This is a genomic window from Pseudomonas sp. JC1203, from assembly GCF_056175065.1.
On record NZ_JBWCAM010000005.1, the window covers coordinates 288,716 to 314,722 of the forward strand.

Here is a 26,007-nt window from a genome sequence, read left to right on the forward strand (position 1 = left end):
GGCAGCGGCTTTGGGTGGCCTTATTGCAGGTTGATTGGCACTGTCACCGACTTGCCAAACGCCGAGGTGATGGTCGCCGTCGGGTTGGCCGCCGGGCCATTGCCGGTAGTGGTCACCGAGATCCGCCAGCGGGCGCCCGTGGCGGTGGTGGTCAGGGTGGCGGTGCCCAGGTTCAGCGGCCCGCCGGTGGTGGCGGCGGTCACGCTGAGGGTGTTGCCGGTACCGCGCGTGGTAGTGCCTGCCAGGTCCCAGACGTAGCGGTTGTTGCTGCGCGCCGTGACCGAGGCGCTGGTCACCACCAGGTCTTCATTGGTTGCTGCCGGCGGTGGCGACACGGCCACGGTAACGGTGGCCGCAGGGTCGGACACGGCACCCTTGGCGTCGCTGGCGCGGTAGGTGAAGCTGGCGGTGAAGGCCGCGGCATTGGTGGTTGGCGGTGTGTAGATGATGCGCGAACCGTCGGTGCTGACCACGCCCAGGCCAGAGTCCGGTTGCTCCAGGCCCACCACGCGCAGCGGCACGTTGCCGTCCGGGTCGCTGTCGTTGGCCAGCACGTTGATGCTCACCGGCTGGCCATTGGTGCTGGTGGCGCTGTCGGCGTTGGCGATGGGTTTCTTGTTGGCGTCCGGCTGCTGTTCCTCATCATCATCGTCATCGTTGTTGCTGCCGCCAGCGTCGCCGGTGCGGAAGGTGGGCAGCGCCACCGAGTTCACGTAGGTCACGCCGTCCCAGCCGGGCAGCGGCGTGGGCATCAGCTGGAACTGGCCGGGGTTTTCCACGTCCCAGCGCAGCAGCATGGAGGTGTCCTCGTGCTGGGTGTTGTGGCAGTGCTCGACGAAGGTGCCGGCGAACTCGCGGAAGCGAATCGCCATTTCCACCTCCACCGAACTGTCCACCTCCGGGCCCACGCGGTAGACGTCCTTGCGGGCCCATTTTTCCCAGTCCGGCGGGGCCTTGCCGTCGCGGCTCAGAATCACGCCTTCCTCGAAGTGCACGTGCACCGGGTGGCTCCAGCCGTTGCCGCCGTTCTTGATTTTCCATACCTCCAGGGTGCCGTCACCGGAGAACCCGGCATCGGTGGGGCCGTTGGCCAACTGCGGTGCGGCGGTGATGCGCCGCGGGTCCATGGCGTAGCCAAAGCCGCCGTCGGTCTTCACCGTCCACGGCGCTTCGTCGGTGCCGTCCGAACGGCCGAAGATGAACTCGCGGTGGCGCGCCGCCTTGATTTTGGCCTGCATGGTGGCGTCGTCGCGGTCCACGGTCAGCGGGATCATCTTCTTGCCTGCGGCCTTGCCGGGCTTGGCCGGTTCATAGTCGGCAGGGTTCATGCTCACGTCCTGGCCGCTGTAGGGTTGCACCACCAGTTGCAGGAACTTGCCCACCACCGGGTCGCCCTTGTCCCACTGCGGGCCCTTGCTGGTCTGCTTGAGCACGGCCTTGTATTTCTCGGACAGCACCTCGGCCAGGCTCACCTCTTCCTTCTGCGGGCCCTTGCCGGTCTGGTGTTCCATCAGGTTGACGAAGTACAGCTTGTCGCCGGTCTTGATCCCGTTTTTCGCGAAATTGATGATGATGTCGTAGCGCTCGGCAATCGCCTGGGTCGGCAGAATGGCGTTGTGGCGCTGTTTATTGCCGTCGCCGTCCAGGTCCATGCTGCCGTCGAACGGAATGGCGTGCTCCATGATATTGCCGTCGTTGCCGATCATGTGGAACGGCACGCGCGCGTAGGACACGCCCGAGCCCGATGGCCCGGGGAACTCGCCGCCGTTGCCGGCAATTTCGCGCACCACGGCCAGCTTGAAGTAGCGCGACACCGAGCCGTTGAGGATACGGAAACGGTAGCTGCGCGCGCGCACTTTCAGGCGGGGCTGGTACTGCCAGTTCACCAGCATCTGGTCGCCCAGGAAACCGTCGGTGTTGAACGGGTTGAACCACAGTTGGCCGTTGGCATCCCAGGCCTTGTCGGCCAGCACCAGGTTGACGTCGTAGTCGCGGTTGCCCCACGCCAGCGCCGAGCCGCTGGGCAGGCGCAGGTTGACGCCGTCTTCCAGCGCTTCGTTGCCGCGGTCCAGGGCGCTGTAGTAGTTCATCATCACCGCGTTGCCCTTGTAGACGTTCTGCGCGGTGAAATCGAGCATATGGTCGTGGAACCAGTGGGTGCTCATGGTTTCGCGCCAGTCGCCGCGTATGCGGATGCTGCCGTTGTTGCAGGTCTTCAGGCCCGGCGAGGCGTCGTTGACGTACAGGGTTTCGCCCGGCGCGCAGGGGAACGCCGCGCGCGGGTCCTGGGCGCTGGTGTTGATGGTGTCGTAGCCGGCCAGCTGCACCGGCCAGCGGTAGTCGTAGTACTGGCCGGGGAAGAAGAAGGCATTGGCGTAGCCGTCGCTTTCCGCCGGCGAATGGCCGTTGTGTTCGTGGGTGGTGATGGTGTGCAGGCCAAAGCCCATGTTCGCCGACGGGTCGATGGGCAGCGCGTTGTAGTGGCGCATCAGCACCGGCTGGCCGTAGCGCACCATCAACAGCTTGGCGGGGAAGGTGCCGTCGAAGGTCCACAGCGCGTTGTGGTTCTGCAGCGGGAAATTGGGGTGGAAGCGGGTGTCGATGCCCTTGGTGGTGCCGGTGGTGGCGGGGATGTCCGAGGTCTGGTAGTACAGGCCGCCAGGGCCGAACTCGCCCACCGCGTAGTTGTGCAGCTGGCGGCGGTCGCGCAGGCCGGTGTTGATGCGGGCGCCCATCTGCGCAGTCTTGTACGCGACCTGCGGGTAGAACTCGTTCCAGCGCTGGTGCGACCAGCCTTTTCCCGGCGGCCGCCCCTCGGCCGGCGAGCCCACCGGGTGGCGGTTGAGGAACATTTCGATCTGCGCCTTCCACGGGTTGCGGTCCAGCACATTGGAGTACTGCGACGGGAACGGCGACAGCCCCGGCTGGCGCAGGAACGCGTCCAGCGCCGCCCCGGAAGGGCCGCTGCGCGCCACGTTGTTGGGGTCCTGGGCGGGGGCCGGGCCCAGGGTGGGCACCGGGAAGGTCAAGGTCTGTGGCGGGGTGGTGGGGTCGAGCTTTTCGGTGCCGAATTCTTCGAACAACAGCAGTTGCTGGGTGAACGGCAGCGCTCCGAACAGCGGGCTGGGCTTGCCGTTGGTGGGGAAATTGAACGAGGTCTGCACGCTGGGCGGCAACACGTTTTCGGTGCGCGTGGTGGCCCGGTCGCCGTACGCGCCATTGGGCAGCGCCAACGCGCCGTGGTTGGCCTCGGGCAGCAGTTCCAGCGCCTCCAATGCCGCCTTGGGGTCATCGGGCGGGTTGGCGTAGGCCGAGACATCGGTAGGCGGTGGCGGGCTGACGTCATCCAGCTGGCTGGCCTCGGCGGTGCTCAGGCTGAAATGCAGCAGCACGGCCGCGGTGAGCCCTGGCTTCCTGAAAAATAGCGGTGACGTGGTGTCAGTGGTGGGTCTCATGGTGGTGCTCCCGGTTGCGTGGCGCTGTGGCAGGCACGGTCAAGGGGCTCATTGCAAAAGCGGCGCCAGGTGTGGGGAGGTGCTTAATGTCCTTTTTTATCAGTTGGTTAGGTGCAACGCCCGGAAAGATGGGCGGGTGAAGTGGGGGTAATCCCCCATACCTGGTGGGCCGTAGCGGCAACTGTCTTGTGGGAGCTGGCTTGCCAGCGACGGCAACTGTCTTGTGGGAGCTGGCTTGCCCGCGAGCTTTTAGGGCCCCAACAGCTCGCGGGCAAGCCAGCTCCCACAGGATGTAGCAGCCGAAGGCTGCGTCCGATTTCGCCACTATTGACAGCACCACCCCCCTGCGCTTTAACTTGTACGACAACCACTGCCGCCAAACAAAGGATCTGTCCATGGCTTTCCCACGCATTACCTAGCCGCAAGCCACCCGTAACCGACAAGACCTCTGCCAAGCTTTATCGGCTTGTATGATGTCTAAAAGGTGGCATCCCGCCACCGCCACCGGCCCCCATAAAAACAAATCAGGGTAAGCGGTCACATGACGACGAAAACAAGCGGAGCCGTGGGCGTGCGCGCCACGTTCCGGCACCTGCGCTGGTGGATGCTGGCGCTGTTCCTGCTGGGGGTGACGGTCAACTACATCACCCGCAACTCCCTGGGCATCCTGGCCCCCGAACTCAAGACCGAACTGGGCATGAGCACCCAGCAATATTCCTACGTGGTGGGCGCTTTCCAGTTGGCCTACACGTTCTTCCAGCCGTTGTGCGGCTGGCTGATCGACGTGGTGGGGCTCAAGGCCGGCTTCATGATTTGCGCCAGCGTGTGGGCGGCGGTGTGCATCATGCACGCCGGCGTGGGCAGCTGGTTGCAGCTGGCGGTCCTGCGTTTTTTCATGGGCGGTGCCGAGGCCGCCGCCACCCCCGCCACGGCCAAGACCCTGGGTGAATGGTTTCCGCGCAAGGAACGGCCGGTGGCAGCGGGGTGGGCGGGCGTGGGCTTTTCGGTGGGGGCCATGCTGGCGCCGCCGATCATTGTCATGGCCCACGTGTCGTTCGGCTGGCGCGGTGCGTTCATGTTCTCCGGGGTGCTGGCCGCCGCCTGGGTGCTGTTGTGGGCGTGGCTGTACCAGGCGCCGCAGCGGCACACACGGCTGAGCGCCGGCGAGCGCGCCTTGATCCTGGAAGACCAGGAACCCGAGCAGCCCAAGCAGCCGCTGCTGACCACCCTGCGCTCGGTGCTGCGCAACCGGCGCTTCTATGGCATCGCCATTCCCGCGTTCATGGCCGAGCCGGCCTGGGCGGTGCTGAGTTTCTGGGTGCCGCTGTACCTGGCCAACGAACGCGGCATGGACCTCAAGCAAATCGCCCTGTTCGCCTGGGTGCCATTCCTGGCGGCAGACCTTGGCAGCGTCGCCAGCGGTTACCTGACGCGCCTGTACGTGCGCCTGTTCGGCTGCGCGCGGGTCAATTCGGTGGTGGCCAGTTCCGCCAGCGGCGCGGTGCTGATGCTGTCCCTGGCGTTCGTGGCGCTGACCCGCGACCCCTACGTGGCCATCGCACTGATCTCCATCGGCGGCTTCGGCCACCAGATTATCTCGTGCATGCTCAGCGCCCTGGTGGTCGAGACCTTCGACAAGAGCCAGATGGCCACGGTCAACGGCATGCGCGGTTCCTGCGCATGGATCGCCAGTTTCCTGTTCTCGCTGGTGATCGGCCTGACCACCGACACCTTCGGCTTCAACCCCATCTTCATCGCCATGGGCTTTTTCGACCTGCTGGGTTGCCTGTTCATGGTGCTGTTCATTGCCGAGCGCCGCACCGCGCGCGCCACCCCATTACCTGACACCCGGACTGCCGTATGAAAACCTTGAAGCATTGGACGCTGGAACACCGTGGCCCTCACCACGTGGCCCTGAAGGTCGACGACCGCCACCTGTTCTGCCTGTATGTGCTGGAAACCTCGATGTTCCGCGTACTGGTCAAGCGCCAGGGCGAGCTGGCGCTTGACCGCACCTGGTCGATTGCCCCCGGCCACGACGTGCCGTGGGAAGGCCGCCCGCGCGAAAGCCTGGACGGCTTCGGCCTGCCGGCGTTCAGCCTGACCGAGCATGAGCACGGCCTGACCCTGGCCACCGAGCGCTTGCGCGTCACCGTGCACCAGCCGCTGTGGCTGGAGTGGGGACACTGCGACGCCCAGGGCGCCTGGCAGCCGCTGGCCGCCGACCGGCCCACCAGCGCCTACCTGTTGGGCGGCGCCAACGAAGGCGTAGCCCACTACCAATGTCGCCACGCCGATGATCAGTACTACGGTCTGGGTGAGAAGGCCGGTGACCTGCAGCGCAGCGGCCGCCGCTTCGAGATGCGCAACCTCGACGCCATGGGCTACAACGCCGCCAGCACCGACCCGCTGTACAAGCACATCCCGTTCACCATCACCCGCCGCCCGGGCGCAAGCTTCGGGCTGTTCTACGACAACCTCAGCAGCAGCTGGCTGGACCTGGGCAACGAGCTGGACAACTACCACCAGCCCTACCGCCGCTACCAGGCCGAAGCCGGTGACCTGGACTACTACCTGTTCCTCGGCCCGCAGGTGCTGGACGTCACCAAGGCCTTCGTCCGGCTGACCGGCAAGACCCTGTTCGGGCCCAAGTGGAGCCTGGGCTACAGCGGCTCCACCATGCACTACACCGACGCCCCCGACGCCCAGCAGCAGCTGCTGAAATTCATCGAGCTGTGCCGCGAACACCAGATCCCCTGCGACTCGTTCCAGCTGTCCTCGGGCTACACCTCCATTGGCGCCAAGCGCTACGTGTTCCACTGGAACCACGACAAGGTGCCGCAACCGCTGCAGCTGTCCGCGGCCTTCCACGCGGCGGGCCTCAAGCTGGCCGCCAACATCAAGCCGTGCCTGCTGCATGACCACCCGCAGTACGCGCAGGTGGCCGAGCAGGGGCTGTTCATCCGCGATTCGGAAAGCGAGGCGCCGGAGCGCTCGGTGTTCTGGGACGACGAAGGCTCGCACCTGGACTTCACCCACCCGCGCACCATCGCCTGGTGGCAGGCCAACGTCACCGCGCAGCTGCTGGAAATGGGCATCGACGCCACCTGGAACGACAACAACGAATATGAGGTGTGGGACGGCAATGCCCGCTGCCACGGTTTTGGCCAGGCCATCGCCATCAAGCACATCCGCCCGGTAATGCCGCTGCTGATGATGCGCGCATCCATGGAAGCCCAGCAGCGCTTTGCCCCGCACAAGCGCCCCTATCTGATCTCGCGCTCCGGCTGCGCCGGCATGCAGCGCTACGTGCAGACCTGGAGCGGCGACAACCGCACCAGCTGGCAAACCCTGCGCTACAACACGCGCATGGGCCTGGGCATGAGCCTGTCGGGGCTGTACAACATCGGCCACGACGTGGGCGGTTTCAGCGGCGCCAAGCCTGACGCCGAGCTGTTCGTGCGCTGGGTGCAGAACGGCGTGATGCACCCGCGCTTCACCATCCATTCCTGGAACGACGACCACACCGTCAACGAGCCATGGATGCACCCCCAGGTGACCCCGGCCATCCGTGACGCCATCAACCTGCGCTACCGCTGGCTGCCGTATTTCTACACGCTGTTCTGGCAGGCCTGCGTGGACGACGAACCGATGCTGCGGCCGACCTTCCTGGACCATGAGCACGACCCGCGCACCTTCGAGGAAACCGACGACTTCATGCTGGGCCGCGATGTACTGGTGGCCAGCGTGGTGGAGCAAGGCCAGCGCAGTCGTGACGTTTACCTGCCGCGCAACGCGCAGGGTTGGTTCGACTACCACAGCGGCGAGTGGCATGCGGGCGGGCAGGTCATCACCTTGGATGCGCCTTTGGAGCGCCTGCCGCTGCTGGTGCGCGCCGGCGCCGCGTTGCCGTTGGCGGTGCACGGCGATCAGCGCGAGCTGCTGCTGTTCGCCGCCCCAGGCACGGGGCAGGGCAGTGGCGTGCTGTTCGAGGACGACGGTGAAAGCCACGGCTGGCAGCAGGGCCAGGCGTTGTGGCTGGAATGGACATTGCGTGGCGATGAGCAGCGCATCGACCTTGCCATCAGCCACCGGGGCGACTTCCGCCCGGCGTGGCATACCCTGGCGGTGACCCTGCGCCCGGGCGAGACGCGCGCGCTGTACATCAATGGCCAGCCCGGTAACACCTACGCGCTGTAACTCATCCTCTACAGCAACTGTACGTGTGGGAGCTGGCTTGCCCGCGAGCGTTTAGGGCCTCAACAGCTCGCTGGCAAGCCCGCTCCCACGGAAAGTAAGCCCTGTCGGGTGGTGAGGTGGGTGGCCCGCTCGATTTCCGGCCACCAAACGCGCGCGGGCAAGCCAGCTCCCACGGAATGTAAGTGCACCCCGCCTGAAAAATCCAATCGCCAGCACCATCCCCCGGCTTTATCATGAAACGTCCAGCCAGCGGCGCGAACGTCTGCGCCGGTGCTTTCCATTTTCAAGGATTTTCATGGCCAACCCCCGCGAGCGCGACACCTCTCCAGCCGCAGGCACCGGGCTGCCGTTTGCCATCGTCGGCATTGGCGCCTCGGCCGGCGGCCTGCAGGCGGTCAAGCGCTTCCTGGAGCAGATGCCCGCGGACAGCGGCATGGCCTTCGTGATCATTTTCCACCTCTCGCCCGACCACCAGAGCTACGCCGACAAACTGCTGCAGGACGTCACCGCCATGCCGGTGATCCAGGTCAGCGACACGCTGCCCATCGAGCCCAACCACGTCTATGTGATTTCCCCTGCGCACGACCTGGCCATGGGTGACGGGCACTTGCGCGTCAGCCAGCCGCAGCCGCGGCGTGGCGGCCAGGTGGCCATCGACCTGTTCTTCCGCAACCTGGCTGACGTGCACCGCGAGCGTGCCTTCTGCGTGGTGCTGTCGGGCACCGGTTCCGACGGCGCCGTGGGGTTGTCGCGTATCAAGGAACAGGGCGGTGTCACCCTGGTGCAGGCGCCGGACGATGCCGAATTCGACGGCATGCCCAACGCCGCCATCGCCACGCAGATGGTCGACTTCGTGCTGCCGGTGGCGCAGCTTCCGGGCAAAATCCTGGAGCTGTGGCGCAATGCCCGGCAGATCGTGCTGCCGGCCGACAGCGGCCTGGCCACGCTGACCCCGGCCAATGAGCGCGAGGCCGCGCTGGCCGAACATTTGGTGCAGGAGATCCTTATTCAACTGCGCCTGGGCACCGGCCACGACTTCAAGCACTACAAGCGCGCCACCGTGCTGCGCCGCATCGAGCGGCGCCTGCAGGTCACCGCCCAGCCCGACCTGCGCGCCTATTACCAGTACCTGCTGAGCACCCCCGGCGAGAGTAAGGCACTGCTCGACGACATGCTCATTGGCGTCACCAACTTCTTCCGGGACCGCGAAGCGTTCGACGCCCTGGAGCGCGATGTACTGCCGCAGCTGTTCACCGCCGTCGACGCCCACGAGCGGCCGCGCGAAGAGGTGCGCGTATGGTCGGCCGGCACCTCCACCGGCGAGGAGGCCTACACCCTGGCCATGATGCTCAACGACCAGCAGCTTGCCTGCGGCTCGGCGGCCAAGATCCAGGTGTTCGCCACCGACATCGACGACCGCGCCGTGGCCGTGGGCCGCGCTGGCGCCTACCCGCACGCCATCGTCGCCGACATACCGCCGGGGCGCCTGCGCCAGTATTTCATTCGCGAGGAAAACGCCAGCCGCGTGCGCAAGGAAATCCGCGAGAAGGTACTGTTCGCCAAGCACAGCCTGCTGGTGGACCCGCCGTTCTCGCAGATCGACCTGATTGTGTGCCGCAACCTGCTGATCTACCTGGACCGCGACGTGCAGCGCGAGATACTGCAAATGTTCCACTTCGCCCTGAACCCGGGCGGCTACCTGTTCCTGGGCTCGTCGGAGTCGGTGGACCTGTGCCCCGAGCTGTTCACGCCGCTGGACAAGAAGAACCGCATCTTCCGCGCCAAGACCGGTGCGCCGGTAGAGCGGCGCCTGCTGAGCATGCCGCGCGGCGGCTACATACGCCCCAGCAACATCGTCAGCGCGCCGGCCGCGCCGGTGCAGCGCAAGCTGTCGTTCGCCGACATCCACCAGCGCGCCGTGGAACGCAGCATGCCGCCCAGCATGATCGTCGACAGCAACAGCGACATCATGCACATGAGCGAAGGCGCCGGCCGTTTCCTGCGCCATGCCGGTGGCGAGGTGACGCGCAACCTGCTCAACCTGGCCATTCCGCAGTTGCGCCTGGAGCTACGCACAGCGCTGTTCCAGGTGCACCAGAGCGCCGCCGCAGTGCGCGCGCGGCAGGTGGAGCTGTATCGCGACAACGCGCATTTTCTCGTCGACATCACCGCCTACCCGTACACCGACAAAGAGACCGAAAGCGAGTGCGTGCTGCTGGTGTTTGCCGAGCAGGAAGTGGACGCCGCCCAAGTAGAGGCAGGCGTGGCGGTGCTGGCCGAGAACCAGGTGCTGGCCAACCTTGAACGCGACCTGCAGCGCACCAAGCTGCAGCTGCAGGACACCATCGAACAGTCGGAAATTTCCAGCGAAGAGCTCAAGGCGTCCAACGAGGAAATGCAGGCCATCAACGAAGAGCTGCGCTCGGCCACCGAAGAGCTGGAAACCAGCAAGGAAGAGCTGCAGTCCATCAACGAAGAGCTGTTGACGGTCAACACCGAGCTGAAGACCAAGGTCGAGGAAACCGACAAGATCAATGACTACCTCACCAACCTGATCGCCTCCACCGACATTGCCACGGTGTTCGTCGACCGCACCATGCGCATCAAGTGGTTCACCCCGCGCGCCACCGACATTTTCAGCATGCTGCCGGTGGACACCGGCCGCTCGCTGCTGGATATCACCCACCGCCTGGCCTACGACGAGATGGTCAGCGACGCCAGGACCGTGTTCGAAACCCTGAGCACCATCGAGCGCGAGGTCAGCAGTATCGACGGCCGCTGGTACATCGCCCGCCTGTTGCCGTACCGCTCGTGCGAGAACTACATCGACGGCATGGTGCTGACCTTCATCGACATCACCAAGCGCCGTGCCGCCGAAGAAGAGCTGCGCCTGGGCGAGGAGCGCCTGCGGCTGGTGCAGAACAACCGCCGCTACAGCCTGGGCGACGAGGAAATGGCCAGCGACCTCAGCGGCCATGCCGACATCTACCAGGACCCGAGCCAGGCCACCCAGTGCCAGACCATCAGCCAGCTCAAGGATGAGTTCTTCGCGGTGATGTCCCACGAACTCAAGCACCCGCTGAACCTGATTCAGCTCAACGCCGAAATGCTCCGGCGCCTGCCGATGTTGACCCGCAACAGCATTGCCGCCAAGGCGGTGGACGCCATTCATGACGGCGTGGTCAGCCAGGTGCGCATCATCGACGACCTGCTGGACGTGGCGCGGGTGCGCACTGGCAAGCTGCAGCTCAAGCGTGCCACCGTCAGCCTCGGCACGCTGGTGCGCGAGGTGTGCGCGGCCGTCACCACCGGCGACGGCCCGCGCTTGTTGATGGAGCTGCCTGACCCGGCCCACGAGCCGTTGCTGATTGACGCCGACGCCACGCGTATCGAGCAGATCATCTGGAACCTGTTGGGGAACGCGCTGAAATTCACCCCGGCCGATGGCCAGGTGCAGGTCATCGCGAGCCGCCATGGCGATGACGCCAGGCTTGAGGTGGTGGACAACGGCCTGGGCATTGCCCGCGACCAGTTGCACAGCATTTTCGAGCTGTTCAGCCAGGCCGACACCGCCCATTCGCGCCAGCACCGCGAAGGGCTGGGCATTGGCCTGTCACTGGTGCGCCAGCTGGCCGAGGCCCATGGCGGCTCGGTGAAGGTGCATTCGGCAGGGCTGGGGCAGGGCAGCCGCTTCACCGTGCTGCTGCCGCTGAGCTTCCACGAGCCCGAAGCGCCGGAGGTGCTTGAAGAGAGCGCCGACGGCGGGCGCCTGGTGGGCCTCAAGGTGCTGCTGGTGGACGACTCGCCGCAGGTACTGGAAGCCCTGGCCCTGCTGCTGGAAATGGAAGCGGCCAAGGTCAGCGCGTTCACGGTGCCAGAGCAGGCCTTGGCGGCGGCCGCGCAGGGCAGCCATGACCTGGTGGTGTGCGACATCGGCATGCCGGGCATGGACGGCCACGAGCTGATGGCGGCGCTGCGCCGCCTGCCGGCCTACCAGGCGGTGCCCAGCATCGCCCTGACCGGCTACGGCACCACGGCCGACGTCAAGGCGGCCCAGGCGGCGGGCTTCTCCCGCCACATGAGCAAGCCGGTGGCGTTCGAAGCCTTCATTGAAATCATCGAGGCCCTGTGCCGGTTGCACAGCTGACCTTCAGCCGTGCCAGCCGCGGCTGTGCTCCCAGCGGGTGCGCCAGGCAGGTATCTCGCTGGCCGGCATGGGTTCGGCAATGCCGAAACCCTGGCCCAGCTCGCAGCCCAGTTGCAGCAGGCGCGCACCCTGGGCCGGGCTGTCCACGCCCTCGGCGATAATCTCGTGGCCGAAGGCGCTGGCCAGCTCCAGTATGGCCTGCAGGATGGGGATGTCCTTGCTGGAGTCAAGCATGTCCTTGATGAAGCTCTGGTCGATTTTCACCTGGGTCACCGGCAAGCGCTTGAGGTAGTTCAGCGATGAGTAGCCGGTGCCGAAGTCGTCCAGGGCAAAACGCACGCCCAGGGCGGCGCAGGTGCGGATGGTGCGCGACACCTCCTCGATGTTCTCCAGCGCGCTGGTTTCCAGTATTTCGATCATCAGCCGTTCGGGTGCCACCTGCGGGTAGGCGGCCAGGCCCTGGGTCAGCTTGGCGACGAAGTCGGGGTGCTGCAACTGCCGCGCACCCACGTTGATGCTCACCGGCAGCTGCAGCCCCTGTTGCCCCCAGGCCTGCATCTGCGCCAGCACCGCGTCCAGCACCCAGTCGCCGATGTGTTCGGCCAGGGCGTTGCTTTCCACCAGTGGCAGGAAATTCTCGGGCGTCAGCAGCCCGCGTTCAGGGTGCTGCCAGCGCACCAGCGCCTCGGCGCCCACCACCGCGCCGCTGCGCAGGTTCACCTTGGGCTGGTAGAACAGCCGCAGTTCGTGGCCACGCACGGCCTGCTCGATGCGGTCCAGGCGCGCGTTGTGGCCGCGCAGGTCGAGGTCATGGCAGGCGTCGAACACGTGCAGGCGGTTCTTGCCGGCCAGCTTGGCCTGGTACATGGCCTGGTCGGCCTGGCGCAACAACTGGTCGGCACCCACCTCGCTGGCCTGCGGGTAATAGCTGACGCCGATGCTGGCCGACAGGCGCAGGGCCAGCTGGTCGACCTGCATGGTGTCGCTGGCGGCCACCAGCAGGCGTTCGAGCATGGCGGCGCTGTCGCCCACCTGTTCCAGGTCGACGATCAGCGCCACGAATTCGTCGCCACCCAGCCGCGCCAGGGTGCAGCCGTCGCGCAAGGTCTTGTTCATGCGCCGGGCGCTGATGGCCAGCACTTTGTCGCCTACTTCGTGGCCGTGGGCATCGTTGATGGCCTTGAAGCCGTCCAGGTCCAGGTAGGCCAGCGCCAGCGAGCGGCCCTGCGCCTGTGCGTGGGCCATGGCCTGCTGCAGGCGCACGGCCAGCAGCGTGCGGTTGGGCAGGCGGGTCAGCGGGTCGTAGTGGGCGACGTACTCCAGCTGCCGCTGGTATTCGTGCAGCTCGGTGCTGTCGGTGAACAGCGCCACGTAGTTCTGCACCTCGCCGCTGGAGTCCAGGATGGCACTGATGGTCTGGCGCGAGGCGAACGTGTCGCCGTTGCGCCGGCGGTTCCACAGCAGGCCCTGCCAGTGGTGGTCCTGCTCCAGGCTGCGCCACAGCGCGGGGTAGGGGTCGGGCTGCTTGCCCGGCGCGGCCATGAAGCGCGAGTTGCGCCCCAGCGCCTCGTCGCGCGAGTAGCCGGTGATGGTGGTGAAGGCGTCGTTGATCTCGACGATGTTGCCCGCAGGGTCGGTCACCATGATGGCTTCGCGGGCGTGGGTAAACACGCTGGCGGCCAGGTTAAGGCGGCTTTCCACCTGGCGGCGGGCGGTCAGGTCGGTGAGGGTGACGCGCACGATGGCCGGGGCGAACTCATGCTTGACGCAATTGAGGCGCGCCCGCCAGGGTTGGCCGCCGGGCCGTAGCAGGGTGAGTTCGCATTCCTGGGGCTCCAGGCTCTGGCACACCTTCACTAACGCGATGTGCCAATGGTCGCGGTCGGCGGGCGCCACGTGGTTGCTGAAGCGCCGGCCCAACAACTGCGGGCTGGGCACTTTCAGCAGGCTGGCGCCGGTCTGGTTGATGGCTTCCACGATGCCGTCCACGCTCAGGCTCAGGTAGCCCACTGGCGCTTGTTCGTAAAGGTCCTGATACAGGTCGCGCGAGGCCTGCAAGGCCTGGTGCGCTTCGCGCAACTCCTCGTTCTGCATCTGCAGTTCAAGCTGGTGCAATTGCAGCTCTTGCACTAACCGCTGGTGTTCATCCTGCTGCGCATCGGCCACAGGCGCATGGCGCGAACGGTTGTCAGGCGGCTGCATGGGGTAGGTGCCTCCAAGGTTCCATGGCAAAGGGCGTGATACCCGGAATGCAGTTGCGCGGGGCAACGTAAATACTACTAAAGCACAGCTCCGAGAAGGAAATATAGCCCAGGTCCGGGTGAGTCGACGGGCAGCGTGAGGCACTGGTGCCTGGCAGCAACGAACTGTTGGGCACCTGTAGGAGCGGCCCAGGTTGAGCTGAACGTTTGCCTGAAACCCCGGTGACGTAGCAGCTGCCGCAGGCTGCGTCTTGCATGCACGGTCCCTCTGGCTCACCGCGGCGGCCATGACGCGGCCTGCGGCCGCTGCTACAGGGCCTTGCGTAGCAGCTGCCGCCAGGCTGCGTCTTGAATGTGCGGTGCATCAGGCTCACCGCGGCGGCCATGACGCGGCCTGCGGCCGCTGCTACAGGGCTTTGCGTAGCAGCTGCCGCAGGCTGCGTCTTGCATGCGCGGTGCCTGTGGCTCACCGCGGCGGCCATGACGCGGCCTGCGGCCGCTGCTACAGGGCCTTGCGTAGCAGCTGCCGCCAGGCTGCGTCTTGCATGCGCGGTGCATCAGGCTCAGCGTGGCGGCCATGACGCGGCCTGCGGCCGCTGCTACAGGGCCTTGCGTAGCAGCTGCCGCAGGCTGCGTCTTGCATGCGCGGTGCATCAGGCTCACCGCGGCGGCCGTGACGCGGCCTGCGGCCGCTGCTACAGGGCCTTGCGTAGCAGCTGCCGCAGGCTGCGTCTTGCATGTGCGGTGCATCAGGCTCAGCGCGGCGGCCGCTGCTACAGAGCAGCTGCCGCAGGCGGTGGCTCAGAAGTTCACGCTGGCGCTCAGCCTGGCGCTGCGCGGCTCGCCGACGTTTACCTGCAACTGCCCCGAGCCGGTGCTGGACGGGTAGTACTCTTTGTTGAACAGGTTGTCCACGTTCAACTGCAGATGCGTCTTGTAACCGGCCACCGGCACGTCCCAGCGCAGGAAGGCGTCGGCCACGGTGTAGCTGGGCAGGTAGTAGCTGTTGTCGTTGTCGCCGGCCCGCTCACCCACGTAGCGCGCGCCCGCGCCGGCGTGCCAGTCGCCGTACTGCGACGGCACCCGCAGGTGGTGGGTGAGGTACAGGCTGGCGGTGTGCGCCGGCGCCTGGCTCAGGCGGTTGCCCTGGTCGGTGGGGTCGTCGAGGATCTCGGTGTGGTCGTAGGCGTAGGTGCCGACCATGTCCCAGCGCTCGGCGATGCGCCCGGTCACGTCCAGTTCCACGCCGCGCGAACCCACCTTGCCGGCCGCCTCGCTGACGCTCTCGCCATCCACGGTGGAGGTGGTGACCACGTTCTTCTTGACGATGTCGTACACCGCCAGGTTCAGGTTCAGGCCCGGCGCGATGTCGTACTTGGCGCCCACCTCATAGCTGCGGCCTTCTTCGGGGTCGAAGGTCTTGCCGCTGTCGTCCACCGTGGTGTTGGGCACGAACGAGCGGCTGTAGTTGCCGTACAGCGACAGCGCGCCGCTGGCCTTGTACACCAGGCCCAGCATGGGCACCGCCGCGTCGCCATTGCTGTCCAGGCTGACTGCGCGCGCGCTGCCCATGCCCTGGGCGATGTATTGGTCGTAGTGCTGGTAGCGCCCGCCGAACACCAGAACCCAGCGGTCATTGAGGTGCCAGTTGTCCTTGACGTACAGCGAGGTGGAGTTCAGCTGGTTGGTGAGGTCGCTGGTCGACTTGTTGACCACGCTGGGCTCGGCCAGGCTGCCGTAGCTGGGCGAGTAGATGTCGAAGCCCGACTGCGCGGTGTTGCGGTAGGTCTTGCCGCGGTAACGGTCTTGCGCCTCCTGGTCCACGCCCACCAGCACATCGTGCTCCTGGCCGAACAGCTGCTGGGTGCCGATGAAGTCCCAACTGGCGTAGCGGGTCTCGTAGTCGTAGTGGCCGCCGTTGGCCTGGCGCGTCACCACGCCGCTGGCCGACAGCGCCGTAGGGTTGGCAATCGCCAGGCTGTAGCGGTCCTCGTTCCAGCCGTAGGTGACGCGGGTTTTCCAGTCGTCGCTGAGCTGGTATTCGAAGCGCGCGGTCACGCTTTGGGCAATGCCCACGGTTTTCGCCCACTTTTCATCCAGGCGCTTCTTGTACGACACGTCCGCCGGGTGGCCGTTGACGAACATAGTGCCGCGGTCGAACGGGCTGGTGTAGTCGTTGTACTCGTACGAAAGGTTGAGGCTGGCGCGCTCGCCGGTCCAGCTCAGCGACGGCGCCACCAGCGTGTGCTGTTCCACGCCGTAATTGCGCCAGTAGTCCTCGCTTTTGCGCTCGGCCACCAGGCGGTAGGCAAGGCCGGTGTCGCCAATCGGCCCGGTGGTGTCCAGGCCCAGGTCACCGCCCCCTTCACTGTAGGCCGAGCCGCTGAGGGTGGTGCTTTGCACATACTGCGGCTGCTTGCTGACCACATTGATCAGCCCGCCCGGGTCCATGGCACCGTACAGCAGCGAGGCGGGGCCCTTGAGCACTTCGACGTGGTCGGTGGTGGCGTCGAGGTTGGTCGACAGAATCGACTTCACCCCATCGCGCAGAATCGAGCCATCGTCGTTGGTGCCAAAGCCGCGCTTCACCACCGAGTCCTTGGTGTTGCCCAGGGTGTTGCCCTGGCTGGCGCCACTGATGAACTTGGTGACGTCGTCCAGCGACTTCACGCTGTAGTCGGCGAGGGTCTGGTGCGTGACTACGTTTACCGTCTGCGCCTCTTCCTTGAGCGGCACATCGCTCTTGCTGGCCGTGGATGCGCTGGCTGCGGTGTAGCTGTCATCACCACTGCTTGCCTGGGCGCCGATCTGCGTGGCGGGCAGGGTGGTTTCCTCGGCGGCATGGGCGCCGCCGGCGCACAGCAAGGCGCTGGCCAGCGCCGAGGCTAGCAACGGTGCGCGGCGGGGGAGGCTGGAGGTCGGGGTGGTCAAGGTGGGCACTCGCATACATGAATGATAATGATTCTAAGTTGCGAGTGCGCTGGGGGTGCGGTGTGTTTGTATGGGGTTGTCTGTAAGTTTTGATACAGAAGGGCGGCGCCTGCCCCCCCCGTCGCGTAGCAGCTGCCGAAGGCTGCGTCTGGCCCGCGCGGTGTGCCAGGTGTCGCGCGGCGCTGGTGACGCGGCCTTGGGCCGCTGCTACGGCAGGTGGGTTACCTTGCCGCTATCAGCGCATCCACCAACCCCTTCGCGCCTTCTATGTGGTGCAGCGTCGACCACACCAAGCCTTTCTCAAGCGCAGCGGCATCGGTCAGCTCATAGGCCGAGTCGTAGGCGCAGCGCAGCAGGTGCGCCAGGTGGCACAGGGCGTCTTCCAGGCTGATGCCCGGGTTGACGCTGAAAAACGGCTGCTCGCGCGAGTCGCGCATGCCGAAGGGCAGCGCGGTGGTTTCCAGGTAATCATTCATGACTAGCTTCCCTTTGAATTAAAACAGCGTGGTGCTCGGGTGATGCTGTGCAAAGGGGGTGGGTCGGGTGTTGGCTTTGACATGGAGAGACTCCTGATACGTTGAAGGAGCTCCCACTCTCAAGTGACCAAACAAGGGGGTGGCAGCTATGCGAGGGTTGGTCAACCGGGGTATCAGGGACCCGGCGCATCCGAAGACGCCCCGCGCATAGCTGCCATAAAACCTCATGCTGGCGAAACGCGCATGAAGATGGCGACGCTACTGCGCCTGATAACCAGTGGGTGACCAAGCCCTACCGCTGATGAGCAGCGGCGGGCAGAGGTTAGTCACCCATGGAAAAGCACGCAAGCAGCTAAATGTAAGCGAATTATTCGATTATCGCAGACGTTGTAGGGGTTTTCCTAGGATGATTCCTACGTCTATGTTTCCCGATGTGTCTCACAACTCCTTCTTCATGTGCTTCTCGATCTGCTCCAGGGTCTTGCCCTTCGTCTCCGGCAAACAGAAAAACACAAACGCCAGCGAGCCCACGTTGATCGCCGCGAACACGAAGAACGTCGGGTTGCCCAGCGTGCTCACCGCCACCGGGAACAGGAACGCCACGCTGGCGTTGAACAGCCACTGCATCGACACCGCCACGCCGGTGAGCAAACCGCGCACCTGCATCGGGAACAGCTCGGACATCAGCAGCCAGTACACCGGCGCGATGCACATTTGCATGAACAGCAGGAACACCAGAATGCAGCCCAGCGCCGCGTAGCTTTGCGTAAGGTTCTGCGGCATGAACTGCAGCACGCAGCCCAGCGCGGCCTGCATCAGCACCACGATGACCAGGCCGGTCATCAGCAGGTGCCGGCGGCCATAACGGCCGATGGCCCAGATGCCCAGCAAGGTGGCAACCACCGAGACCACGCCGTTGCCGATGGTGGCGGTGAGCGCGGCGTTGGTGCCCATGCCGGTGTGCTGCAAAATGATGGGCGTGTAGTACATGAACGCGTTCACGCCTGTGAACTGCGCGGTAAAGCCCAGGCCCACGCCAATCAGCAGCAGCTTGCGCACCCACGGCTGGCGCAGCAGGGCGCCGGCAGAGGCATGGCTGCGGTGCTGTTGGTCGTGGGCCTTCATGGCCTCGACCTCGCGCTTGGCTTCGGCGGGGGTGTCGCGCAGGGTTTCGAGCACGGCCTGGGCGTCGTCATAGCGGCCCTTGGCTGCCAGCCAGCGCGGCGACGCCGGCACAAAGAACGTGCCCACCAGCAGCAGAAGGCCCGGCACCGTGGCAATTGCCAGCATGTAGCGCCAGATACCCGGGGCGTGCAGCAGCGCCGCCAGCACCGCGCTCAGCACGTAGGCCAGCAATTGCCCGCTGACAATCATCAGCTCGTTGCGGCTCACCAGGCGCGCGCGTTTCGACGGCCCGGCAATTTCGGCGATGAACACCGGCACCGTGGCCGACCCGCCGCCCACGGCAATGCCCAGCACGAACCGCGCGGCCACCATGAACGCAATCGACGGCGCCACCGCAGTGCCCAGGGCGCCGACGATGAACAGCACTGCCAGCACCCGCAGCGTCACGCGGCGGCCAAAGCGGTCGGACAGGTAACCGCTGGCCAGCGAGCCAAACGCTGCGCCGACGATCAGCGACGCGCTGATCATGCCTTCGCTGAGCGGGTTCAACCCCAGCCCGCCCTGGGCCACGGGCAAGGTCATGAAGGGCAGGGCGCCGGCGATGATGCCGGTGTCATAGCCAAAGGCGAGGGCGCCCATGGTGGCCACCAGCACCGATATCAGGATCAGGCGCTGGGGCGAGGTGTGTTGGCGGGCGGTTTCACCTGCGGGGTGCGACGCAATAGTGCTGGTAGCCATGGGCGGCAAACCTCTCTGGAAACGACGGGGTGCCAAAATGGCTCACATCGTGTTTAGGGGCGTGCCAGAGCGGTTGGTTCCGTTTTTCGTGGCTGGGAACGGCGTAACGTTATGGGTGCAACGCTCAATCTTGATAAATCCATTTAAATGTGAATTATCTTGGGTTTAAGCTTTTAGCGCGTAAAATACGGGAATTAGAGTGGCTGATTGCGCTAATATTAAATCCATGAAAATGTGAGTTAACCGAGTCATGCGGATATTGCGGCCAAAATGTTGGATTTAAGCCTTACAAAGCCTGCTGAAATTGTGAAGCGGCTCTGCGAGCGCCTGCGCACCGAACGGCTGGCGCAGCAAATGACCCAGGCCCAGGTAGCTGCGCGCGCCGGAGTTGCAACCAATACCGTGTCAAATCTGGAGGCAGGGCGCAACGTGGGGTTCGAAGCGCTCGTTCGCGTGGCCATGGTGCTTGGGCGTGGCAAGGAGCTTGAGGGGCTGTTCCTGCCCAAGCTGGAAAGCATCGATGACATTCGTCGCTACGAGAACAGCGCGCAGCGGCAACGGTCGAGAAGGAAAGCCGACAATGCTTGAGAAAGTGGAGGTCTATTACGACGGCTGGGGTGAGCACTGGTTGTGGGGCACGCTGGTTTCGACGAAAGCCGTCACTGGGCGGCCCCAAGTGGTGTTTGAGTACAGCGACGAGGCAAGGAGCAAGGGGTTGGAGTTGTCCTCCTACACCCTGGCACTGGCGGGGGAGAGGTTGCGCAAAGGCTTCGCGCCGCATCAACTGGGGCTGCCAGGCCCTGTGTATGATGCCTTGCCTGATGGCTGGGGCATGCTACTCATGGACCGTCTGTTCAAGCGTCGCGGTTTTAACCCCGCACGCATAGGCCCGCTTGAACGCCTCGCCTACATCGGCGGCAATGCCATGGGTGCGATGTCGTTCGAGCCGGTTGCGCCCGAGGTAGGCGAGCCGACGGCGCCTGTCTCCATTGACTTGCTGGCAGCTGAAGTGCGGGAAGTTCTCAGTGGCGAAGGTGGCGAATTTTTGCAGCGCTTGTTGCTGGTCGGCGGCTCCCCGCAAGGCGCTCGGCCCAAGGCGCTGGTTTACCGGGACCCACTGAGTGGGGCGTTCACGACCGCTGGCGAGCCGGGATTCGAGGCGTGGCTGATCAAGTTTCCTGCCAGGGAGGAGCATCCCGAAGTGTGCGCGGTGGAAATGGTCTATGCCGAGTGCCTGCGCCTATGCGGCATACCGACGCCCGATACTCGGTACTTCAGTTTGCCCAATGGTCTCGCGGCGTTTGCCAGTAAGCGCTTTGATCGCCACGACGGGCTGCGCGTCCCCATGCAAAGCCTTGCAGCCTTCACCGGCGCCGATTTCAGGTCGCCTGGGGCTTTGGACTACGTCAACTTCCTTCGTGCCACGCACCTGTGTACCAACGATGTGCGCGAGAAAGCCCTGGCGTTCGAACGGGCGGTGTTCAATGTGGCGTTCAATAACCGCGATGATCATCCCAAGAACTTTGCCTACGTGATGTCGGCGGCGGGGCACTGGCGCTTGGCGCCCGCCTATGACGTGACGTTCTGCGAGGGTCCAGGTGGCTATCATCAGATGGACGTATTGGGTGAGGCGCTCGAAATTGACCGCCAGGCGTTGCTCAAGTTGGCGAACGAGGCAGAGGTGGCTGCCGATGCCGCTGGCCGCCTGATCGACAGGTTTTGCGAGGTGGCTAGGCGTTTCAGGGTGATTGCCGAAACGATGTACCCTGGGGTTATTACCGAGCAAACCTTGCAGACCATCCAGGGTCGTATCAACGACAACGTCGACCTGCTTCGCTGATACCTGCCCCTACACATCCGCCCAAAACCGCTCCGCATGCTCCCCCAACGGCATCCGTGGCCGAAACACGCGGATCTGCGTGGCGATGGCCTGCAGCCCGTGGCCCGTAGCAATCAATCGTCCAGCCGCCACCTCGCTGGCGGCCAGGCTCTCGGGCAGCCACGCCACGCCCTTGGCCTGCAACGCCATCGACAACAGCACCGCGGCCAGGTGCGAGCTGAACACGGTGTCCAGCCGGGGGTGGCCGGGGTGGGCATGCAGGTGCGAGGCGACGATGCGGCCCAGCCCCGACTCGGCGGTGTAGGCCAGGAAGGGCAGGCGCTCAGTGGTGTCCAGTTCCGGCGACTGCAATGCCAGCAGCGCATCACTGCCAATGACCTTGCTCTCGAACAGGCCGCTGTCGAACCGCGGCGGCACGCCCGGGTGCTGGTGGCAAATCAGGAACTGTACTTCGCCGCTCAGCAGCAGTTGTTCGCAGGCGGCCATGTTGTCCGAATGCAGGCTGATGCCCTCCAGCGGCGCGCCTTGTTCCATGGCGCGGATCCAGGCGGGGAAGAAAGTGAACGACAGCGAATGGGTGGCCGCGAAGTGCAGGGTGCGGCTGGCCTTGCCGGCCACCTGCTGCACGTCGGCGCGCATCTGGTAGAGGCGCCGGGTCAGCTCGCGGGCGTTGTCGAGCATGCTGCGCCCGGCCGCAGTCAACGTCGCGCCCTGGGGCGTGCGCTCGAACAGCTCGACCCCCACCCAGCTTTCCAGCGCGCGTATACGGCGGCTGAACGCCGGCTGGGTGACGTGGCGCAACTCCGCGGCCCGCGAGAAATTTTCACTTTCAACCAGGGCGTTGAAGTCTTCCAACCACAGCAATTCCATGAGCGATGCCTTGTACGCATAGGGTTCCCCATTAATAGCATTGGCCCGTTTTTCCCGTCCAGCCGTAGAGTCCTCTCGCACCCCCTGGCCTGCCAGGCAAAACAATCAGAGAGGACGCTTTCCATGCGCATCGTCGACATCCGCGAGAAGACGGTTTCCATCGCATCGCCCATTGCCAATGCCTACATCGACTTTTCCAAAATGACCTGCTCGGTGGTCGCGGTGATCACCGACGTGATCCGCGACGGCAAGCCGGTAATCGGCTACGGCTTCAACTCCAACGGCCGCTACGGCCAGGGCGCGCTGATGCGCGACCGCTTCCTGGCGCGCATCACCGAGGCCGACCCCGACACGCTGGTGGACCAGGCCAACGACAACCTTGACCCGTTCGCCATCTGGAAAACCCTGATGACCAACGAGAAGCCCGGCGGCCACGGCGAGCGCTCGGTGGCGGTGGGCACCCTGGACATGGCCATGTGGGACGCGGTGGCGAAAATCGAGGGCAAGCCGCTCTATCGCCTGCTGGCCGACCGTTACCGCAACGGCGTGGCCGACGACAAGGTGTGGGTCTACGCCGCGGGCGGCTACTACTACCCCGGCAAGGACCAGGGCAAGCTCAAGGCCGAGATGCAGAGCTACCTGGACCGCGGCTACGACGTGGTGAAGATGAAAATCGGCGCCGCGCCCCTGGACGAAGACCTGCGCCGCATCGAGGCGGTGCTGGAGGTGGTGGGTGACGGCCGCCGCCTGGCGGTGGACGCCAACGGCCGCTTCGACCTGCCCACCGCCCTGGCCTACGCCGAGGCGATCAAGCCGTACAACCTGTTCTGGTACGAAGAGATCGGTGACCCGCTGGACTACGCCCTGCAGGCCGAGCTGGCCAACCATTACGAGTTGCCCATGGCCACTGGCGAGAACCTGTTCTCGCACCAGGACGCGCGCAACCTGCTGCGCCACGGCGGCATGCGCCCGGACCGCGACTACCTGCAGTTTGACTGTGCGTTGTCCTATGGCCTGGTGGAGTACATGCGTACTCTTGAGGTGATGAAGGAGTTGGGCTGGTCGTCGCGCCGCGTGGTGCCGCACGGCGGCCACCAGATGTCGCTGAACATCGCCGCCGGCCTGCACCTGGGGGGCAACGAATCCTACCCGGACGTGTTCCAGCCCTTCGGCGGCTTTGCCGACGGCATCCGCGTGGAGAACAGCTACGTGGGCCTGCCGGACATACCGGGCGTAGGCTTCGAGGCCAAGGCCGCGCTGTACCAGGTGATGCGCGAGCTGGGCGAGGGCTGATTCGAGTTTTGCCGTAAGGCGGCCCCTGCACGGGGCCGTGCTTGTCCTCACTACAAAAACAACACTGAGGTACAACCATGAACACGACCACGCGCTGGTACAAGCTGTTGTACGTGCAGGTGCTGATCGGCATCCTGCTGGGCGGGGCGATCGGTTACCTGGTCCCCGACTTCGGCGCCAAGCTGCAACCCCTGGCCGACGGTTTTATCAAACTCATCAAGATGCTGCTGGCGCCGATCATTTTCGGCACCGTGGTGGTGGGCATCGCCAAGATGGGCAGCATCAAGGAAGTGGGGCGTATCGGTGGCAAGGCGCTGCTTTATTTCGAGGTGGTGTCCACCATTGCCCTGGTTATTGGCCTGGTGGTGGTCAACGTCATGAAGCCCGGCGTGGGCATGAACATCGACGTCAGCGCGCTCAATGGCGAAGCCATCAAGGGCTATGCCCAGGCGGCCCACGAGCAGGGCGGCGCGATCAATTTCTTCATGAACATCATCCCAACCACCTTCGTCGATGCGTTCGCCAAGGGGGCGATGCTGCAGGTGATTTTCATCTCGGTGCTGCTGGGCATCGCCCTGGTGCAGATTGGCGCACCGGCCCAGCCGTTGATCAACGTCATCGACCTGTTGTTGCAGGGGCTGTTTCGCATCGTCGCCATGGTCATGCGCCTGGCGCCCATCGGTGCGGGGGCGGGCATGGCGTTCACCATCGGCAAATATGGCATCGGCACGTTGCTGTCGCTGGGGCACCTGATGCTGGCGCTGTACCTCACCACGCTGCTGTTCATCGTGGTGGTGCTGGGCGCCATTGCGCGCTGGTCCGGCATACCGCTGCTGACCTTCTTGCGCTACTTCAAGGACGAAATCCTGGTGACCCTCGGCACCTGTTCTACCGAAGCAGTACTGCCGCGCATGATGATCAAGCTGGAGAAATTGGGCTGCCGCAAATCGGTGGTCGGCATGGTGCTGCCAACGGGGTACACCTTCAATTCCGATGGCACCTGCATCTACCTGACTATGGCGGCGATCTTCGTGGCCCAGGCTACCAACACGCCGCTTACCCTGGCGGACCAGATGGTGGTGCTGGGGGTGCTGCTGCTGACCTCCAAGGGGTCAGCGGGCGTGGCGGGCGCAGGTTTCGTGACCCTGGCCGCGACGCTATCGGTGATACCGCAGATCCCGCTGGTGGGCCTGGTGCTGTTGTTGGGGGTGGACCGCTTCCTTAACGAGGCGCGGGCAGTCACCAACCTGCTGGGCAACGGCATCGGCACCCTGGCCATCGCCAAATGGGAAGGCGCGCTCGACCTGGCCAAGGCACAGCAGGAGATAGCCAAGATGAACAAACCACCGGTCCCGACCCCGGTAACCCCGTAGCAGCAACTGTCTTGAAACCAGGTTGCCTGCATCGTGGCAGGAGCCGGCCTTGGCGGCGACTCAATCGACGCGGTCTAAGCGGTACACGCACTCGCGTAGCAGCTGCCGCCAGGCTGCGTCCGGCGGCGGTCCTGGTTGCTCCAGGACGCGGCCTTCGGCCGCTACGACGTTGTTGTGGGAGCTGGCTTGCCAGCGAGCTGTTGAGGCCCTAAAAACTCGCTGGCAAGCCAGCTCCCACAAAGACAGTTGGTGCTACAGGTGCTGTGTACCCCGACGACGTAGCAGCAACTGTCTTGCCGGAGCACCGCGTGGCCCCGGACGCGGCCTGCGGCCGCTGCTACGGGGTGGCGGGGCGCACCGATTTTGGGGTGCGGCCGTAGTAGCGCTCGAACGCTGCGCTGAAGCTGGACAGGTGTGCGAACCCCACCCTGTACGCCACCGTCGACACCTGCAGCCCGGTCTCCAGCAACTCCCAGGCCTTGGCCATGCGGATGTCGGTGAGCATGCGGTGCGGGCTGGTGCCGAACAGCGTTCGGAAGCCCTGCTTGAGCTTGAACTCGTTGGTGCCCACGGCCGCACACAGGTAGCCCACGGTCAACGGCCGGTCGTACTGGCTCATGAGGATGCCGCGTGCGCGCTGCATGATGTCCTGGTCGTGCGCGCAGGCTTTGCTGGCCACTTTTTCCTGCGGCACGAAGGGCCGCACCTGTTCAGACAGCAGCCCCAGTGCGGTGATGTGCGTGTCCAGCAAGCTGCCGGCGTGGTCGTGCAGGTGGATCAGCGATTCGGCCAGGCGCTGGGTGGCGGCGCCGTGCTTGCCGCAGAACAGGTGGTGGGTGTTTCTGCCCTGGCCGCTGCCGTCCAGCAGGCCCATCAGGCCGTATTTGTGCAGCAGCGGTTCCTGGGCAATCAGCCGCACCTGGCGGATGGCCTGGTTGGCCGGGTAGTGGCGCTCGCCGCGCAGGCAGCCGTAGGCGGCGATGGTGCTTTGCCCTGAAATGAAATCGAAGCGCTGGCCGTTGGCCCCGGTGCTGCTGGACTGGCCGTCCAGGGCCACGGCCACGGTCAGTGAGCGCTGGCGCTCCTGGGTGCTGGTTTCCACCAGGTCGTGGCGTGGGTGGTAGTTGGCGTACACCACGGCCAGGCCGTCCTCGAACAGCAACTGGTCGGTGTAGCAGGTGCCCAGCTCGGCGGGCAGCTGCGAGCGCACCCAGGGGGTGTTGCCCACGCGGGTGGGCGCCGACCGATCCGCGGCCGTGAAGCGATAGCTCATGGTGACTCCTTTCCAATGCAGCTGATGATGGCGTGTCGGATCCGAAATGCCAAACAGAGAATCCGTATCGACTAAGAAACGAATG

Annotated in this window: 14 protein-coding genes; 7 read left to right on the forward strand and 7 right to left on the reverse strand. The window is 65.1% G+C overall.

Annotated elements, in window-relative coordinates:
* Window positions 1-20: 20 nt before the first annotated feature.
* Window positions 21-3,455 (reverse strand): Ig-like domain-containing protein, encoded by a 3,435-nt coding sequence (locus tag AC0SZ7_RS10545; protein WP_475504347.1) that lies wholly within the window; start codon window positions 3,453-3,455, stop codon window positions 21-23.
* 541 nt (window positions 3,456-3,996) lie between these two features.
* Between AC0SZ7_RS10545 and AC0SZ7_RS10550 the strand changes: the two genes are divergently transcribed.
* The 3 genes from AC0SZ7_RS10550 to AC0SZ7_RS10560 all read left to right on the forward strand — a co-directional run bounded on the left by AC0SZ7_RS10550 (window position 3,997) and on the right by AC0SZ7_RS10560 (window position 11,802).
* Window positions 3,997-5,319 carry an MFS transporter gene (locus tag AC0SZ7_RS10550; RefSeq protein WP_475504348.1) on the forward strand — a complete coding sequence of 441 codons (1,323 nt, stop codon included), beginning with the start codon at window positions 3,997-3,999 and terminating at the stop codon, window positions 5,317-5,319.
* Entirely contained in the window at window positions 5,316-7,655 is a 2,340-nt protein-coding gene (locus AC0SZ7_RS10555; RefSeq protein WP_475504349.1) for a glycoside hydrolase family 31 protein, read from the forward strand. Before AC0SZ7_RS10550 ends, AC0SZ7_RS10555 begins: the two co-directional genes overlap by 4 nt.
* A gap of 295 nt (window positions 7,656-7,950) precedes the next feature.
* The gene (locus tag AC0SZ7_RS10560) at window positions 7,951-11,802 is read left to right on the forward strand and encodes a CheR family methyltransferase (RefSeq protein WP_475504350.1); all 3,852 of its coding nucleotides are present in this window, start codon (window positions 7,951-7,953) and stop codon (window positions 11,800-11,802) included.
* Window positions 11,803-11,805: 3 nt separating this feature from the next.
* Here AC0SZ7_RS10560 and AC0SZ7_RS10565 read toward each other — a convergent pair whose 3' ends face one another.
* The 4 genes from AC0SZ7_RS10565 to AC0SZ7_RS10580 all read right to left on the reverse strand — a co-directional run bounded on the left by AC0SZ7_RS10565 (window position 11,806) and on the right by AC0SZ7_RS10580 (window position 19,273).
* The gene (locus tag AC0SZ7_RS10565) at window positions 11,806-14,004 is read right to left on the reverse strand and encodes a sensor domain-containing protein (RefSeq protein WP_475504351.1); all 2,199 of its coding nucleotides are present in this window, start codon (window positions 14,002-14,004) and stop codon (window positions 11,806-11,808) included.
* Window positions 14,005-14,804: 800 nt separating this feature from the next.
* Window positions 14,805-16,949, reverse strand: a complete 2,145-nt coding sequence (locus tag AC0SZ7_RS10570) for a TonB-dependent siderophore receptor (protein WP_475504352.1) — start codon at window positions 16,947-16,949, stop codon at window positions 14,805-14,807.
* Window positions 16,950-17,155: 206 nt separating this feature from the next.
* Window positions 17,156-17,410: a DUF3077 domain-containing protein gene (locus AC0SZ7_RS10575; protein ID WP_416424991.1), complete on the reverse strand. Its 255-nt coding sequence runs from the start codon at window positions 17,408-17,410 to the stop codon at window positions 17,156-17,158.
* A 438-nt stretch (window positions 17,411-17,848) separates the two neighbouring features.
* Window positions 17,849-19,273 carry a sugar porter family MFS transporter gene (locus AC0SZ7_RS10580; protein ID WP_475504353.1) on the reverse strand — a complete coding sequence of 475 codons (1,425 nt, stop codon included), beginning with the start codon at window positions 19,271-19,273 and terminating at the stop codon, window positions 17,849-17,851.
* Window positions 19,274-19,543: 270 nt separating this feature from the next.
* Between AC0SZ7_RS10580 and AC0SZ7_RS10585 the strand changes: the two genes are divergently transcribed.
* Together AC0SZ7_RS10585 and AC0SZ7_RS10590 are read left to right on the forward strand one after the other, a co-directional pair.
* Complete coding sequence (locus tag AC0SZ7_RS10585; RefSeq protein WP_475504354.1) at window positions 19,544-19,861, forward strand: helix-turn-helix domain-containing protein; 318 nt, start codon at window positions 19,544-19,546, stop codon at window positions 19,859-19,861.
* Window positions 19,854-21,113, forward strand: coding sequence for a type II toxin-antitoxin system HipA family toxin (locus AC0SZ7_RS10590; protein ID WP_475504355.1), 1,260 nt, complete (start codon window positions 19,854-19,856; stop codon window positions 21,111-21,113). The genes AC0SZ7_RS10585 and AC0SZ7_RS10590 overlap by 8 nt, the downstream gene beginning before the upstream one ends.
* Before the next feature lie 9 nt (window positions 21,114-21,122).
* On the opposite strand, the gene AC0SZ7_RS10595 is transcribed toward AC0SZ7_RS10590, so the two are convergent.
* Entirely contained in the window at window positions 21,123-21,983 is an 861-nt protein-coding gene (locus AC0SZ7_RS10595; RefSeq protein ID WP_475504356.1) for a LysR family transcriptional regulator, read from the reverse strand.
* Window positions 21,984-22,106: 123 nt separating this feature from the next.
* Here AC0SZ7_RS10595 and AC0SZ7_RS10600 point away from each other — a divergent pair, with 123 nt between their 5' ends.
* Together AC0SZ7_RS10600 and dctA are read left to right on the forward strand one after the other, a co-directional pair.
* On the forward strand, window positions 22,107-23,276 hold the full coding sequence (locus tag AC0SZ7_RS10600) for a mandelate racemase/muconate lactonizing enzyme family protein (protein ID WP_475504357.1): 1,170 nt from the start codon (window positions 22,107-22,109) through the stop codon (window positions 23,274-23,276).
* Between the two features lie 77 nt (window positions 23,277-23,353).
* Entirely contained in the window at window positions 23,354-24,649 is a 1,296-nt protein-coding gene (gene dctA / locus AC0SZ7_RS10605; protein WP_475504358.1) for a C4-dicarboxylate transporter DctA, read from the forward strand.
* A 337-nt stretch (window positions 24,650-24,986) separates the two neighbouring features.
* Here dctA and AC0SZ7_RS10610 read toward each other — a convergent pair whose 3' ends face one another.
* Complete coding sequence (locus tag AC0SZ7_RS10610) at window positions 24,987-25,922, reverse strand: helix-turn-helix transcriptional regulator (RefSeq protein ID WP_475504359.1); 936 nt, start codon at window positions 25,920-25,922, stop codon at window positions 24,987-24,989.
* Window positions 25,923-26,007: the final 85 nt, after the last annotated feature.

Excerpts from the sequence above, each read along its gene's own strand:
- AC0SZ7_RS10545 (WP_475504347.1), bottom strand. The coding sequence starts at position 3,455 with ATGAGACCCACCACTGACACCACGTCACCGCTATTTTTCAGGAAGCCA.
- AC0SZ7_RS10550 (WP_475504348.1), top strand. The coding sequence starts at position 3,997 with ATGACGACGAAAACAAGCGGAGCCGTGGGCGTGCGCGCCACGTTCCGG.
- AC0SZ7_RS10555 (WP_475504349.1), top strand. The coding sequence starts at position 5,316 with ATGAAAACCTTGAAGCATTGGACGCTGGAACACCGTGGCCCTCACCAC.
- AC0SZ7_RS10560 (WP_475504350.1), top strand. The coding sequence starts at position 7,951 with ATGGCCAACCCCCGCGAGCGCGACACCTCTCCAGCCGCAGGCACCGGG.
- AC0SZ7_RS10565 (WP_475504351.1), bottom strand. The coding sequence starts at position 14,004 with ATGCAGCCGCCTGACAACCGTTCGCGCCATGCGCCTGTGGCCGATGCG.
- AC0SZ7_RS10570 (WP_475504352.1), bottom strand. The coding sequence starts at position 16,949 with ATGCGAGTGCCCACCTTGACCACCCCGACCTCCAGCCTCCCCCGCCGC.
- AC0SZ7_RS10575 (WP_416424991.1), bottom strand. The coding sequence starts at position 17,410 with ATGAATGATTACCTGGAAACCACCGCGCTGCCCTTCGGCATGCGCGAC.
- AC0SZ7_RS10580 (WP_475504353.1), bottom strand. The coding sequence starts at position 19,273 with ATGGCTACCAGCACTATTGCGTCGCACCCCGCAGGTGAAACCGCCCGC.
- AC0SZ7_RS10585 (WP_475504354.1), top strand. The coding sequence starts at position 19,544 with ATGTTGGATTTAAGCCTTACAAAGCCTGCTGAAATTGTGAAGCGGCTC.
- AC0SZ7_RS10590 (WP_475504355.1), top strand. The coding sequence starts at position 19,854 with ATGCTTGAGAAAGTGGAGGTCTATTACGACGGCTGGGGTGAGCACTGG.
- AC0SZ7_RS10595 (WP_475504356.1), bottom strand. The coding sequence starts at position 21,983 with ATGGAATTGCTGTGGTTGGAAGACTTCAACGCCCTGGTTGAAAGTGAA.
- AC0SZ7_RS10600 (WP_475504357.1), top strand. The coding sequence starts at position 22,107 with ATGCGCATCGTCGACATCCGCGAGAAGACGGTTTCCATCGCATCGCCC.
- dctA (WP_475504358.1), top strand. The coding sequence starts at position 23,354 with ATGAACACGACCACGCGCTGGTACAAGCTGTTGTACGTGCAGGTGCTG.
- AC0SZ7_RS10610 (WP_475504359.1), bottom strand. The coding sequence starts at position 25,922 with ATGAGCTATCGCTTCACGGCCGCGGATCGGTCGGCGCCCACCCGCGTG.